The sequence below is a fragment of the Pseudoalteromonas sp. BDTF-M6 genome (assembly GCF_018334135.1).
Classification (GTDB): Bacteria; Pseudomonadota; Gammaproteobacteria; order Enterobacterales; family Alteromonadaceae; genus Pseudoalteromonas.
The window spans coordinates 48,575-62,817 of record NZ_JAGXTQ010000007.1; the positions used below are offsets into that span (position 1 = coordinate 48,575).

The 14,243-nt window shown below is 51.7% G+C and carries 16 protein-coding genes; 13 read left to right on the plus strand and 3 right to left on the minus strand.

Annotation, left to right across the window (positions count from 1 at the left end; translation table 11 throughout):
- Positions 1-1,200 carry a vWA domain-containing protein gene (locus KD147_RS14835; RefSeq protein ID WP_212548346.1) on the minus strand — a complete coding sequence of 400 codons (1,200 nt, stop codon included), beginning with the start codon at positions 1,198-1,200 and terminating at the stop codon, positions 1-3.
- The gene (locus tag KD147_RS14840) at positions 1,200-2,045 is read right to left on the minus strand and encodes an AAA family ATPase (protein ID WP_212548347.1); all 846 of its coding nucleotides are present in this window, start codon (positions 2,043-2,045) and stop codon (positions 1,200-1,202) included. The genes KD147_RS14835 and KD147_RS14840 overlap by 1 nt, the downstream gene beginning before the upstream one ends.
- A 141-nt stretch (positions 2,046-2,186) precedes the next feature.
- Between KD147_RS14840 and KD147_RS14845 the strand changes: the two genes are divergently transcribed.
- The 11 genes from KD147_RS14845 to rpoS all read left to right on the plus strand — a co-directional run bounded on the left by KD147_RS14845 (position 2,187) and on the right by rpoS (position 9,815).
- Positions 2,187-2,663, plus strand: coding sequence for a DUF2947 family protein (locus tag KD147_RS14845; protein ID WP_212548348.1), 477 nt, complete (start codon positions 2,187-2,189; stop codon positions 2,661-2,663).
- A 79-nt stretch (positions 2,664-2,742) separates the two neighbouring features.
- On the plus strand, positions 2,743-3,399 hold the full coding sequence (locus KD147_RS14850; RefSeq protein ID WP_212548349.1) for a hypothetical protein: 657 nt from the start codon (positions 2,743-2,745) through the stop codon (positions 3,397-3,399).
- The gene (gene ftsB, locus KD147_RS14855) at positions 3,399-3,692 is read left to right on the plus strand and encodes a cell division protein FtsB (protein ID WP_105254846.1); all 294 of its coding nucleotides are present in this window, start codon (positions 3,399-3,401) and stop codon (positions 3,690-3,692) included. The genes KD147_RS14850 and ftsB overlap by 1 nt, the downstream gene beginning before the upstream one ends.
- A 14-nt stretch (positions 3,693-3,706) precedes the next feature.
- The gene (gene ispD / locus KD147_RS14860) at positions 3,707-4,405 is read left to right on the plus strand and encodes a 2-C-methyl-D-erythritol 4-phosphate cytidylyltransferase (RefSeq protein ID WP_212548350.1); all 699 of its coding nucleotides are present in this window, start codon (positions 3,707-3,709) and stop codon (positions 4,403-4,405) included.
- Entirely contained in the window at positions 4,402-4,881 is a 480-nt protein-coding gene (gene ispF, locus KD147_RS14865) for a 2-C-methyl-D-erythritol 2,4-cyclodiphosphate synthase (RefSeq protein ID WP_212548351.1), read from the plus strand. Before ispD ends, ispF begins: the two co-directional genes overlap by 4 nt.
- A gap of 56 nt (positions 4,882-4,937) precedes the next feature.
- Positions 4,938-5,981, plus strand: coding sequence for a tRNA pseudouridine(13) synthase TruD (gene truD / locus KD147_RS14870; protein ID WP_212548411.1), 1,044 nt, complete (start codon positions 4,938-4,940; stop codon positions 5,979-5,981).
- Entirely contained in the window at positions 5,959-6,717 is a 759-nt protein-coding gene (surE, locus tag KD147_RS14875) for a 5'/3'-nucleotidase SurE (RefSeq protein ID WP_105254849.1), read from the plus strand. The genes truD and surE overlap by 23 nt, the downstream gene beginning before the upstream one ends.
- Complete coding sequence (locus KD147_RS14880) at positions 6,707-7,345, plus strand: protein-L-isoaspartate(D-aspartate) O-methyltransferase (RefSeq protein WP_212548352.1); 639 nt, start codon at positions 6,707-6,709, stop codon at positions 7,343-7,345. The genes surE and KD147_RS14880 overlap by 11 nt, the downstream gene beginning before the upstream one ends.
- Positions 7,346-7,354: 9 nt before the next feature.
- Complete coding sequence (locus KD147_RS14885) at positions 7,355-7,933, plus strand: YqaA family protein (RefSeq protein WP_105254851.1); 579 nt, start codon at positions 7,355-7,357, stop codon at positions 7,931-7,933.
- Between the two features lie 18 nt (positions 7,934-7,951).
- Positions 7,952-8,773, plus strand: a complete 822-nt coding sequence (locus KD147_RS14890; RefSeq protein WP_212548353.1) for a peptidoglycan DD-metalloendopeptidase family protein — start codon at positions 7,952-7,954, stop codon at positions 8,771-8,773.
- Positions 8,774-8,837: 64 nt separating this feature from the next.
- Positions 8,838-9,815, plus strand: coding sequence for an RNA polymerase sigma factor RpoS (rpoS, locus tag KD147_RS14895; RefSeq protein WP_212548354.1), 978 nt, complete (start codon positions 8,838-8,840; stop codon positions 9,813-9,815).
- 60 nt (positions 9,816-9,875) lie between these two features.
- Here the strand turns inward: rpoS and mutS are convergent, their stop codons facing one another.
- Entirely contained in the window at positions 9,876-12,464 is a 2,589-nt protein-coding gene (gene mutS / locus KD147_RS14900) for a DNA mismatch repair protein MutS (RefSeq protein ID WP_212548355.1), read from the minus strand.
- 24 nt (positions 12,465-12,488) lie between these two features.
- Between mutS and KD147_RS14905 the strand changes: the two genes are divergently transcribed.
- The gene (locus KD147_RS14905; RefSeq protein ID WP_212548356.1) at positions 12,489-12,995 is read left to right on the plus strand and encodes a CinA family protein; all 507 of its coding nucleotides are present in this window, start codon (positions 12,489-12,491) and stop codon (positions 12,993-12,995) included.
- 93 nt (positions 12,996-13,088) lie between these two features.
- Positions 13,089-14,138 (plus strand): recombinase RecA, encoded by a 1,050-nt coding sequence (gene recA, locus KD147_RS14910; protein ID WP_212548357.1) that lies wholly within the window; start codon positions 13,089-13,091, stop codon positions 14,136-14,138.
- Positions 14,139-14,243 lie beyond the last annotated feature (105 nt).

Genomic DNA, 14,243 nt, shown 5'->3' on the forward strand with positions numbered 1-14,243 from the left:
CTAGGTCAGCGTTTTTATTGCGGCGCTGATGCCATCCAGGGTCAGGGGAAACATACGGCTTTGTTCGCCCTTGGCCATTAACTGGTCGATCATCTCGATGGAGTGATAGTAGCGCCAATGCGACTGTGGCTGCGGGTTCAGCCACACCACCTTGTCGAAATGCTGGGTGATGCGCTGCAGCCAGGCGGCGCCGGGCTCTTCATTCCAATGCTCCACACTGCCACCGGGGTAGGCGATTTCGTAAGGCCCCATGGTGGCATCGCCGACAAAGATAACCTTGTAATCGCGGCCAAAGCGCTGCATCAGACTGTGGGTGTCTATCTTCTTGTCATAGCGGCGGACATTATCCTGCCACACCTGCTCGTAAACACAGTTATGGAAATAGAAAAACTCCAGGTGTTTAAACTCGCCATGGGCGGCGCTAAATAGCTGCTCGCACAGTTGAATATGGTCGTCCATGGAGCCGCCGATATCGAACAACATGATGACATTGACGGCATTATGGCGCTCGGGTGCCATTTTCACATCCAGCATGCCCCCTTGTTTGGCGGTGGCGGCAATGGTGGCGCCTAAGTCCAAGGTATCGCTGGCTCCGATGCGGGCAAAGCGGCGCAGTTTTTTCAGTGCCAGTTTCATGGTCCGCGAGCTGATATCGGCCTCGCTGTCGAGGTTACGATACTGGCGTTTATCCCACACCTTAACGGCGCGGCGTTGGCGCGAGCCGGGTTGGCCTATGCGCACTCCCTCCGGGTTATAGCCATAGGCGCCAAAGGGCGAGGTGCCGCCTGTGCCTATCCATTTATTGCCGCCGGCATGGCGCTTTTGTTGTTCTTCAAAACGCTTTCTCAGCTCTTCCATCAGCTTTTCGAGACCACCCATGGCCTCAAGCTGACGTTTCTCTTCGGCGCTCAGCTGTTTTTCAAATTCCTTGCGCATCCAGTCCTCGGGGAGCTGGTATTGCGCCTTCAAAGCGTCGAGCAGGTCAATATCCTCAATGCCACAAAAGTAATCGGCGAAGGCCTTATCGAAGCGGTCAAAATGGGTTTCATCCTTCACCATAATGGTACGGGCAAGGTGATAAAAGGCTTCGCTGTCGGCAAACACCACCCCGGCCTGCAAAGCCCCGAGCAGGTCGAGTAACTCCCTTAGGCTGACCGGCAAGCGGTACTTTCTGAGGGTGAAGAAAAACTCGATAAGCATTAGCGGCGACTCATAAAGGCCAGTTTTTCAATCAAGGAAACGTCTTGCTCATTTTTCAACAGAGCACCAAAAAGTGGCATAAGCCCACCCTTGGCGGCACTACCATGTAAAACTTCGGGCGCTATATCTTCGGCCATCAAGAGCTTAAGCCAGTCCAGTAACTCGCTGGTGGAGGGCTTTTTCTTCAGTCCGTCGACCTGACGTAAACCAAAGAAGACCTCTAAGGCTTCACGCAAAAGCTTTTGTTTGATATCCGGGTAGTGAACGGCGACGATTTTGTGCATTTCCTCGGCGCTGGGGAAATCGATGTAATGGAAGAAACAGCGGCGCAAAAAGGCATCCGGCAGTTCTTTTTCGTTGTTTGAGGTGATGATCACTATGGGGCGCTGCTCGGCGCGGACGCGCTCACCCGTTTCATAAACGAAGAACTCCATTTTATCGAGTTCCAACAACAGGTCGTTGGGAAATTCGATATCGGCCTTGTCTATTTCGTCTATCAGCAGCACCGGGCGCGGCTCGTGCTCGTTGGCGCCAAAGGCCTGCCACAGCTTGCCTTTAACTATGTAATTGCCGATATCATGAACGCGCTCGTCGCCGAGTTGCGAGTCGCGCAGGCGCGATACCGCATCGTACTCATACAGGCCTTGTTGGGCCTTGGTGGTGGACTTGATATGCCATTGTATCAGTTCGCTGCCGATACTTTTCGCCAGCTCCTCAGCCAACAGGGTTTTCCCCGTGCCCGGCTCGCCCTTGATCAACAGCGGTTTTTCTAGGGCGATGGCGGCATTGACCGCCTGTTTCAGGGCGCTACTGGCGATATAATGGTCGGTTGAATCAAAATGCACGTGGAAATTCCTAACACTGGTCAGACATCGAATTAGCCTAGTCTGCCATAGTTGGCATTTACTACCAAGTCGGCTTGTGACAGCGCCGCCGCAGATGCGTATAATGCCCTCATTAAACGAGTGCAGCAGGCATAAGCACGAATGAACTATCTTCCTTTGGATGACTACGCCAAGGCGTGGGTGTTTCGACACCAAGAACTTTTAATTCCGGCGCCACAACTGGCCCAGATCAAACCCATGACCGCCACCCGTGCGGCGGTATTGTGGACCACTTTTATCAGCCGTGACAAAGATCACCCAGACTTTTTCACCGACGCCGATTGGGTCAAACAGGTTCAGCACTGGCCCCATGACGACGTGTTTTGGGAGCGGGCGTTTGAAGCCGGTGACGCCATCCCAGAGGAAATTCTTGCTCATCTGGACTGGCAGGACAACACGACTGTGTATTTTTGCCTCAGTCGTGACGAGGTAATCGAAACCCGTTTCGATGTGTTTAAACAGCACTGGCAGAACTTTATGTTCTTAGCCGACGGCAGCTTCTTAATTGGCAAAAAACGCCCGCAGGTGGTGCAGTTTTTAGAGTCGGGTTTTGCCCGCCTGGGCCAGCAGCCGGGGTAATTTATACGGCCTCCCCATGGTGCTTCTCAAATTTTGCGCAACTATGGTATAAACTTAAGCACAACCAGTGGGAGGCAATGTGCGGCAACAACCATCGCAGCAAGCAGACTTATTTGCACTCGATCAACAGCGAGTGCTGTATGCCGAGTTGTGCAATGCCTTTTATGCCCGCGAGTTGCACCGCATAAGCCAGCAATTAACGCATCAAGGCGATGGCACACGTTTGGCACGTTTGCTCGACAGTCTGCCCTATTACGTGGAACGCGCCGCCTTTCATATCGTTCATGGTCATTGCCCGTTAACCTTGGATGGGCAAAATGGCAGTTGGATAGCCAAACAGGCGAGTAAACCGCCACAAAGCGATAAATCCGCTAATTTAGCGTTTTTTAGCGCTTATGCCGAAGTCGGTATTTTAGTACCATTACTGGTTACGCAGGGGCGATTGCAATTTGTGATGCTCGATACCCTTGACCAGATCAGCAGTAACCGTTTGCATTGTAATCAGGCGGGCTGGTTTGATCTCGACGGCCAATATCGCGATACGCGATTAAGCTCGGCCCAGGACGTGCAGTTACTGGTACCCAATAAAAAACACTTTACACCGGCTTGTTGCGGTCACCGCTGGCAACAACACAAGGTGACCTCACCACGGACTTTGAGCCTGAGAGAAATGCTACTAACAACACGAATTAACTGGAAAAACTTTAAGCAACCACTGCCGATAAAGGAAAGCTAATGCGATTATTCCAATTGGGTTTGTTGGCATTGTTGCTGTATCTGCAATATCTGCTGTGGTTTGGCCACAACGGCATCGAAGACTATAGCCGTTTAACCAAGGCGGTGGCTAATCATGAGCAAACGAATCAGCAATTAAACAAGCGTAACAAGTTACTCGAAGCCGATATACAAGACTTAAAACTGGATTTGGAAGGGGTTGAAGAGCGTGCCCGCCATGAGCTGGGTATGATCAAGCCCGGAGAGGTGTTTTATCGGGTGCTACCGAGTAAACAATCTGAGACAAAACAATAACGCAAAGTAGTTTTATGAGTGAAAATCACGGCATTATTGCCATAGTGCCCGCCGCCGGAGTTGGTGCGCGGATGCAATCTCAACGCCCTAAGCAGTATTTGGAACTACAGGGCAAAACCGTGCTAGAACACAGCCTGAATAAGCTCGCCCAGGTGGCGGCGGTCAAGGGTATTACCGTGGCCATAGGCGCCAATGACGAGTATTTCGCCGAGCTGCCCATCGACTCCCAATTTGTGCATACCGTAATTGGCGGCAAAGAGCGCGCCGATTCCGTGCTTGCCGCTCTTGATGCCCTTGCAGCAACTCCACCACAGTGGGTGCTGGTGCATGACGCCGCCAGGCCCTTGGTTAGCCCCGCCGATATCGAACGCTTAATTAATGAGTGCCAGCACCATGGCGAGGGCGGCATCTTAGCCGCCAAGGTGCGCGACACCATCAAGCGCGGCGACAGCCATGTGCAGCAAACCATAGAGCGTGAGCACCTTTATCAGGCATTGACGCCACAGTTTTTCCCTTATGCTCAGTTGCGTAAAGCGTTGCGTGACGCCTTAGCCTGTGGCGCCACCATTACCGATGAAGCATCGGCGATGGAGTGGGCCGGACATCCGGTGCGTTTAATCGCCGGTCGCAGCGACAACTTTAAGTTAACTACCCCAGAAGATTTGCAGCTCGCTAATTTCCTGTTAGCGCAACAAATGACGGAGATTTTATGATTCGAATAGGCCATGGTTTTGACGTGCATCGCTTTGGTGGTCATGGGCCGCTCACCATAGGTGGGGTAAAAGTAGATTATGAACAAGGGTTTATCGCACACTCAGACGGCGATGTTGCTATTCATGCCCTGTGTGACGCCTTGCTAGGGGCCATGGCGCTGGGCGATATTGGCAAGCACTTTCCCGACACCAGCGACGAATTTGCCGGCATAGACAGCCGTATTTTGTTGCGTCGCGTCATGAGCGAGGTGCATGAGCGCGCCTTTGTGGTTGCCAATGTCGACCTGACCATAGTGGCGCAGGCGCCGAAGATGCGTCCGCATATTGATGCCATGCGTGGCTGTCTGGCGGCGGATCTGGCAATCAGTCTGGACCAGGTTAATGTCAAGGCCACCACCACAGAAAAGCTTGGCTATACCGGGCGTAAAGAGGGCATTGCCGCCCATGCGGTAGCCCTGTTGGTTCAGCAACCATGAAAGAGCCTTCAACCTCTGCGCAAAAAGCGCCTTTAGCGCCGGAGAAAAATGATCCGATAGCATCGCTACAGTATTTGTATGGCAAACCCAGCGCCACGGCGGTCTTTAAGCGCCTGCCGGAAGATTTTATGGTTGATGAAGAGCTGGGTTTTGAACTCGATGGCAGTGGCGAGCATGTGTGCTTGCATGTGATCAAGCGCGGTATCAACACGGTCAATGTGGCAAAAAAAATCGCCAAATTTGCCAAGGTGGCGCCACGGGATGTCAGTTACGCTGGGCAAAAAGACCGCCAAGGTGTGTGTTCGCAATGGTTTAGTGTGCCAGTGCCCATTAAACAGGAGCTGGACTTTAGCGCCCTTAACGATGAGCAAATTTTTGTGGCCAAACAGGTGCGCCATGGTCGCAAGCTGCGTACCGGCTGCCATAAGGGCAACCGTTTTACCATAGTGCTGCGCGAGGTGAGCGAGCCGCTGGCAGTGCTCAGCCGCATCAATGCGGTGCGCCAAGGGGTGCCGAATTATTTTGGCGAGCAACGCTTTGGTCACGATGGCCATAACCTAGTGATGGCCGAGCGCATGTTTGCCGGCGAGCAGATCCGTGACCGTAAACTAAGGTCTATGGTGATTTCTGCAGCCCGCTCTTATATTTTTAACCAGATTGTCAGCCTGCGGGTGGCCGAGCATGGCCTTGCCAAAACCCTGCAACATGAAGTCTTTATGCTCAGTGGCAGTAATGCATTTTTTACCGATGCCATTACCCCTGAAAATATTGGTCGTCTGGTCGAGGGGGACATCGAGTTGTCGGCGCCCTTGGTCGGCAAGGGCGAGAAGGGGCTGGTTGAGGAAGAGCAGCAGTGGTTGTTACCCTATCAAAGCTGGTGTCGGGGTCTGGCCGAACTTGGTTTAAAAACCGAGCGCCGTATGCTCAGGCTATACCCGGAAAACTTACAAGTAAAAATGCCCACGAGCGACTCGATTGAACTGAGCTTTTCGCTTAAAAAAGGGTGTTTTGCCACGGCGTTGTTACGAGAATTGGTGGACTACCGCCAGTGCGAAAACAGTATTGCAAGGAGTCATGATGAAGATATTGCTGAGCAATGATGATGGCGTACATGCCAAGGGCATAGCAGCCCTGTATCAGGCCTTAAAAGAGATAGCCGATGTCGATGTGGTTGCTCCGGACCGCAATTGCAGCGGTGCCAGTAACTCGCTGACGTTAATGAATCCATTGCGGGCGCAGAAATTGGAGAATGGCTTTATCAGCGTAAATGGCACCCCCACGGATTGTGTCCATGTGGCCCTAAACGCGCTGTTTTCCGAGCAGCCGGATTTGGTGGTAGCCGGTATTAACCATGGTGCTAATTTAGGGGATGATACTCTGTATTCGGGCACGGTGGCCGCCGCCACCGAAGGGCGCCATATGGGTCTGCCTGCCATCGCCGTGTCCTTGGTTGGTCATGATTGTACGCACTTCGAAACCGCCGCCCAGGTAACCGTTGACATCATCAATAAACTAAAAAGTCATCCCTTACCCAAAGATCAGATCATCAATATCAATGTTCCCGACGTGCCCTACAGCGAGCTAAAGGGCGTCAAGGTGACCCGCTTGGGCGCCAGACACAAGGCCGAAACCATGACCGCCCAGCGCGATCCCTGGGGCCGGAAGGTGTATTGGTATGGTTCTTTGGGGCCGGAATTAGACGCGGGAGAGGGCACAGATTTTGCGGCTATCCGTCAAGGCTATGCCTCGGTCACGCCCTTGAGCGTAGACATGACAGCCAGAGAAAGCATTGCTCCATTACAGCACTGGTTAGCGGAGCAAGACAATGATCACTAACTACAAACGCAGTGCCGGCTCATTGGCCAAGCTGCTGGCTCACGAAGGCATTAGCGACGAACAGGTGCTCGAGGTGATGGCGAAAACGCCGCGCCACCTGTTTATCGATGATGTATTGCAACATAAAGCCTACCAGAACACTGCCTTACCCATAGGTCAGGGGCAAACCATTTCTCAGCCCTATATCGTGGCGCTGATGACCCAGGTATTACGCCAGCATGGGGTGCACGATAAGGTGCTGGAAATTGGCACTGGCTCGGGCTACCAAAGTGCTATTTTGGCGCAGCTGTTCGACAAGGTGTATTCGGTTGAGCGCATCAAGGCCTTGCAATGGCAAGCGAAGCGACGTTTACAGCAGCTTGATTTGTACAATGTGGCAATGAAACATGGCGATGGCTGGAAAGGGTGGGCCTCGCAAGCGCCCTTTCAGGGGATCATCGTTACCGCCGCGGCGAAAACCGTGCCGCAGGAGTTGCTGGAGCAACTCGACGAGGGCGGGGTGATGATAGTGCCCATAGGCGATGCAGAGCAAAAATTGATGCTGTATACTCGCTGCGAAAATGAGTTTAAACAACAAGTCATAGCCGATGTGCGCTTCGTGCCACTGGTGCCTGGCGATATAATTTAAGGATATTCTTTGCGCCTCTTTACTGCTTTGTACGACGCCGCGCTGCGTTGGGCAAGACACCGCCATGCCGAGCGTTATCTTGCTGGAATGAGTTTTGCCGAATCGGTTATTTTCCCCGTGCCCCCCGATGTGATGCTGGCCCCCATGTGTTTGGCCAAGCCCTCTACGGCGTGGCGCTTTGCCTTGCTGACTACCTTGGCCTCGGTGATCGGCGGCATCCTGGGTTATGCCCTGGGTTATTGGCTTTTTGAGCCTGTGGTTGAGCCCTTGATTGCCTCCATGGGCTGGCAGGATAAATTTGACCATGCGCTGGCCTGGTTTAAGGATTATGGCGTCTGGGTGGTGTTTCTTGCCGGTTTCTCACCCATTCCCTATAAGGTCTTCACCATAGGTGCGGGCTTGTTACAGATGGCCTTTTTGCCCTTTTTACTGGCCTCGGCCATAGGCCGCGGAGCCCGCTTCTTTTTGGTGGCGGCGCTGATGAAGTGGGGTGGCGCGCGCATGGAAGAAAAGTTACGCCAATATGTGGAAATCTTGGGCTGGCTTGTCGTCGGCCTGGCAATCGTTTTATATTTAGTACTTCGCTAGCTAATGGAAGGGCGCTGCATGAGTTTCAAAAACACCAGTTTATTGCTGCTGGTTTCTTTTGTTATTAGCGCCTGCTCCTCTCGCACCGCCCCTGCGCCGGTTTCCTCTCTGGAAACTGGTCAGGCCAAGGTGACACGTAAAATTCATATAACCGGTGAACATTACCGGGTGCAAAAAGGCGATACCCTCTACTCCATTGCATTTAGTGCAAAGAAAGATGTGCGCGAAGTCGCGAAAATAAACGGTATTAAACCTCCCTATACCATTTATCCCAATCAACTCATTTACCTAGAATCTAAGTGGCTAAAAAAGAAAAAGCGAGAAAGATACCTTAATTTGAGTAAAAAGCCTAGAAAAACAGGTCAAAAAACCAAAGAAAATATCAAGAAAGAGGTTGCTAAGCCGAATCAACGGGAGTATGTTCAGAATAAGACTAGTAAAAAAAATGTTAGCAAATCGTCAGGAGCTGCTAACAAAATAAAGTGGAAATGGCCCACCCGGGGGAAAGTAACGCAAGGTTTCTCCAACCGTGAGAATGGCTACAAGGGATTGCAAATAGCGAACAAAACAGGAACGGCTATCTCAGCAGCGGCGGACGGTGTGGTTGTTTATGCTGGGGACGCGCTCAGGGGATACGGTAATTTAATCATCGTGAAACATAACGATGATTATCTTAGTGCCTATGCGCACAACTCGCGTTTACTAGTGAAAGAAAAACAGGATGTCAAAGCAGGGCAAAAAATAGCGGAAATGGGTAGCTCCGAGTCTTCTATCACTGCACTTCGGTTTGAAATACGGTATAGAGGCAAGGCGGTAAACCCAGTTAATTTTTTACCTTAGCGCGACGGGCAATAAAAGTAATTTAGTGTAGGGACAAGTCTAAATTACACGGGAGGGTACTCTGATGGGTCAAACCGCAAAAATTGAAAGCACGAACGACAACAGTAATGATTCGGACGTCCTCGATGAGCCAAAGGAAGAACTCCTTGAGCAGGTTGAAGACGATAATGACGATGAGTTGTTTGCCAAAGACGACAACGTTAAAAACCTCGATGCCACGCAACTATATTTAGGTGAGATTGGCTTCTCGCCGCTGCTAAGCGCCGAAGAAGAGGTCTATTTTGCACGTAAGGCGCTGCGCGGTTGTGAAGCATCACGCAAACGCATGATCGAAAGTAACCTGAGGCTGGTGGTAAAAATCGCCCGAAGATACAACAATCGTGGTCTCGCCCTACTGGATCTCATCGAAGAGGGTAACCTGGGTCTTATCCGTGCGGTAGAAAAGTTTGATCCAGAACGGGGTTTTCGCTTTTCAACCTATGCCACCTGGTGGATACGCCAAACCATAGAGCGGGCGATCATGAACCAAACCCGCACCATTCGCCTACCTATCCACGTAGTTAAAGAGCTCAATGTTTATTTACGTACCGCCCGCGAGTTAACGCAGCAACTTGACCATGAACCGACCGCCGAAGAAATCGCCGAGCGTTTAGATAAACCGGTGGAAGACGTATCTAAGATGTTGCGTTTGAACGAAAAAATTTCCTCTGTCGACACCCCAATCGGGGGAGACAATGATAAGGCGTTACTCGATATCATAGCCGATGAGAAGGGCCGAGGTCCCGAAGGGGAAGTGCAGAATAACGACATCAACAGCCACATTGTCCATTGGCTTGATGAATTAAACCCGAAGCAAAGGGAAGTATTGGCACGCCGTTTCGGTCTATTGGGTTATGAACCTTCAACCTTGGAAGATGTAGGTCGCGAAATTGGCCTGACTCGAGAGCGAGTTCGACAAATACAGGTGGAAGCGCTGCGTCGTCTTAAAGATATGCTGCAGCACGAAGGGCTCAACACCGAGAGCTTGTTCGAGCAGCTGTAAAAAGTCGACATACTCTAGATAACAAACGAAAAACGCCGCTAATTTAGCGGCGTTTTTGTGCTACTGATAGAGCGACTTTAAATGGTACAGGGCATCTAATGCCTGACGAGGCGTCAATTCGTCTGGGTTGAGCTCAGCCAGTGCCACTTCCAAGGCGCTGGGCTCGGGATCTGGGGTGAGCAGTTCCAGCTGGTTATTCACCTCGGCAGCGCCATTGCCGTTAATGGCCGGCTGTTGCTCGAGCTGTTTAAGCTTGCGTTTGGCATTGCTGATCACCGCCTTGGGCACGCCGGCGAGAGCCGCGACCTGCAGACCGAAACTCTTGCTTGCCGGCCCTTCTAATACCTTATGCATAAAGGCAATGGTGTCATTGTGCTCTATGGCATCAAGGTGCACATTAACCAGTCCCGACTCTTGCTCCGCCAGCTCGGTTAACTCGAAATAATGGGTCGCAAATAGGGTCTTGGCATTGATCTTATGGGCCAGATAATCCGCCGTCGCATAGGCCAGAGATAAACCATCATAGGTACTGGTACCCCGGCCAATCTCATCCATTAATACCAGCGAGTGCTCGCTGGCATTATTTAAAATCGTCGCGGTTTCCGTCATCTCCACCATAAAGGTCGAGCGCCCTGAGGCCAGATCGTCACTGGCGCCTATACGGGTAAAGATACGATCGACTATGCCGATATTGGCGCTCGCCGCCGGCACATAACAGCCGATATGTGCCATCAATACGATCAAGGCGGTCTGACGCATATAGGTTGATTTACCGCCCATATTCGGGCCGGTGATCATCAGCATGCGACGCTGGCTATTGAGCTCTATGGGGTTGGCGATAAAGGGGTCACGCATTACCTGCTCGACCACGGGGTGGCGGCCTTCGCATATATTGATGGCATCGCCTTCATCGAGTTCGGGTTTGCAATAGTTTAAGGTCAGCGCCCGCTCGGCGAAGTTATTCAATACATCAAGTTCGCTCAGGGCTGCCGCCAAACGCTGTAATCGTTCCAGATGCGGGGCTATTAGCGTGAATAACTCTTCATAGAGCTGCTTTTCCAGTGCCAGGGCCTGTGACTGGCTGCCCAACACCTTGTCTTCATGCTCTTTCAGCTCGGGAATAATATAACGTTCATTGTTTTTCAGGGTTTGGCGACGAATGTAATGAGCCGGCACCAGATGCGAGTTGGCGCGGCTAATATCGATGTAAAAGCCATGCACCTTGTTGTAGCCGATTTTTAAGGTGCTGATCCCCGTGACTTCGCGCTCACGCTCTTCCATGGCTTCGAGCACATCGGTGGCCCCCTGAGACAGGTTACGCCAGTGGTCGAGCTCCTGGTTATAGCCCTCGGCAATCACGCCGCCGTCACGAATAAGTACCGGCGGGTTGTCGATAATGGCGCGCTCAAGCAGGTTGAGCAGCTCGTCATTGGGTTCACAGGCATTGGCGATTTGTGCCAGGCGTCGTTGCGATGCGGTGCCAAGCAGGCCCTGCAGTTCGGGTAATTGCTGTAGCGCCGAGCGTAAACGGGACAGATCTCTGGGTCGGGCATTACCTAAGGCCAGGCGGGCCACGATGCGCTCGATATCGCCGACATTGCGCAGCAGGGGATGCAGTTCAAGGTGCCAGCCCTGGTCTATCAGGATGTCGATGGCATCGAGGCGCAGATTAAGCTCGTCACGGCAGCGAATCGGGTTATGAATACGGCGTTTCAATAGGCGTGAGCCCATGGGTGTGGCGGTTTTATCCAAAATGGCCGCCAGGGTGTTTTCAATGCCGCCACCGAGGTTTTGGGTGAGCTCAAGGTTTTTACGGGTGGCGCTATCGAGTACCACGGCCTGGCTGTCTTGCTCCAGACTGATGGCGTTAATGTGCGGTAGTGCGGTGCGCTGGGTGTCTTTTACATACTGCAGCAAGCATCCGGCTGCCACTAAACCCAGTTTGGCATCGGCGACACCAAAACCAATCAGGTCTTGAGTGCCAAATTGCTGACATAATGAAGTAATGGCCGTGTCTAAATCGAATTCCCACTCCGGGCGACGGCGCATACCTTTAATGTGTTCGATAAGCCCCATATCGGCAAAGCTTTCCGAATAGAGTAATTCGGCGGGGTTGAGTCGTTGCAACGTCGATTTAAAGGCGTCGGCGTCGGCACACTCGACGATATTAAAACGTCCGGAATTGATATCCAGGTAGGCGACACCAAAATAGTCGCTGGTGCCCTGGCAGACGCTAACCAGCAGATTGTCTTGACGTTCGTTGAGCAAGGCTTCGTCTGTGACCGTCCCCGGGGTGACGATACGCACCACCTTGCGCTCTACCGGACCCTTGCTGGTAGCCGGATCGCCAACCTGTTCGCAAATGGCGACCGATTCGCCAAGCTGAACCAGGCGTGCTAAATAGTTTTCCACCGCGTGATAGGGTACTCCCGCCATAGGGATCGGGGCTCCGCCGGCTTTGCCGCGGTAAGTCTGCGAAATATCTAATAATTCTGCTGCGCGGATGGCATCATCGAAAAACAGCTCATAGAAGTCCCCCATCCGATAGAAGAGTAAAATATCCGGATGTTGTGCCTTAATGCGTAAGTATTGCTGCATCATGGGGGTTTGTTGTTTTATATTATCTTCACTATAGAGATTAGCCGACATGCACTCACTCGAATAAGGATGGTTATGAACTTACAACAAAGGTTTACTGCCAATACACAAACCCTTGCCGCGCAACTGGGCGTTATTTTAACGGATAAGCAGATGATGATCACTACCGCTGAGTCTTGCACCGGCGGTGGCATTGCCTATGCCATTACCGATACTCCGGGAAGCTCACGCTATTTTGCTGAAGCCGCGGTGACTTATAGCAATGAAGCCAAGCAGGAGCGCCTCGGTGTGTCAGCGCAAACCCTAACCCAATTCGGTGCCGTAAGCGAGCAAACGGTTGTTGAAATGGCGCGCGGCGCGGCGCATGCGGCGCAAGCGGATGTGGCCGTGGTCACCTCGGGCATCGCCGGTCCGGATGGTGGCAGTGATGATAAGCCGGTGGGGTTGGTGTGGTTTGCGGTGTATTTTAATCAGCAGGTCTATACCGAAGAGCGCCAATTTAATGGGGATCGCGCCTATGTGCGCGAGCAGGCTATCAGTCATGCCCTGGATATGGTGGTAAAAATTTTAGAATCTGCTTGATACTGTAATTTCATACAGTATACTAAGCTTCATTAAGTCAAGCGTTAATACCAAACATGATGAGCTTGGCGGTCAATGATTTTGGAGAAAACAATGAACGATAACAAGCAAAAAGCCTTAAGCGCTGCGCTTTCACAAATTGAGCGCCAATTTGGTAAAGGCTCAATCATGAAGCTGGGCGACAGTCAGGCTTTGGACGTTGAAGCCATTTCTACCGGTTCACTGGGGATTGATATTGCCTTGGGTATTGGTGGTCTGCCAACCGGCCGTGTAGTGGAAATTTATGGTCCGGAATCATCGGGTAAAACCACGCTGACCTTGCAGGTTGTCGCTCAAGCCCAACGCCAAGGTAAAACCTGTGCTTTCGTTGATGCCGAGCATGCCCTTGACCCAGTTTATGCCGAGAAACTTGGTGTAAATGTTGAAGAACTACTGGTATCGCAGCCGGACACCGGTGAGCAGGCGCTGGAGATCTGTGACATGCTGGTACGTTCGGGTGCCGTTGATGTGGTTATCGTCGACTCGGTGGCCGCGCTAACGCCAAAAGCTGAAATCGAAGGCGAAATGGGTGACAGCCATGTTGGTTTACAGGCCCGTTTAATGTCACAGGCATTGCGTAAGCTAACCGGTAATATCAAGCGTTCTAACACCTTGTGTATCTTCATCAACCAAATCCGTATGAAGATTGGTGTAATGTTCGGTAACCCGGAAACCACCACAGGTGGTAACGCCCTGAAGTTTTATTCATCGGTCCGCCTTGATATTCGTCGCATCGGTTCGGTAAAAGACGGCGATGAAGTGGTGGGTAACGAGACCCGCGTTAAAGTGGTGAAGAACAAGGTAGCTCCGCCGTTTAAGCAAGCCGAATTTATCATCATGTATGGTGAGGGTATCTCTAAAGAAGGTGAGCTTATCGATCTGGGCGTGAAGCACAAGCTGATAGAAAAATCAGGTGCCTGGTATAGCTACAATGGCTCGAAAGTAGGCCAGGGTAAGTCGAACTCGATTAAGTTCTTAAAAGAGAATGTCGAGATCGCCAATGAAATCGAAGGCAAGCTACGTGAAATGCTGTTGCTAAAAGCCACCATTAAGCCGGAAGAGGGTGAAGTAAACCCGCTTGCCGAAGAGGTGGATGCCGAGTAAGGCGTAAAGAATAAGAGTAAGTAAAACCAGCCCTAGGGCTGGTTTTTTTATGCCAGTTCTATGGCGCTACAAATAAAAAAGCCGCCTCCCAAATAAAGGAATGGC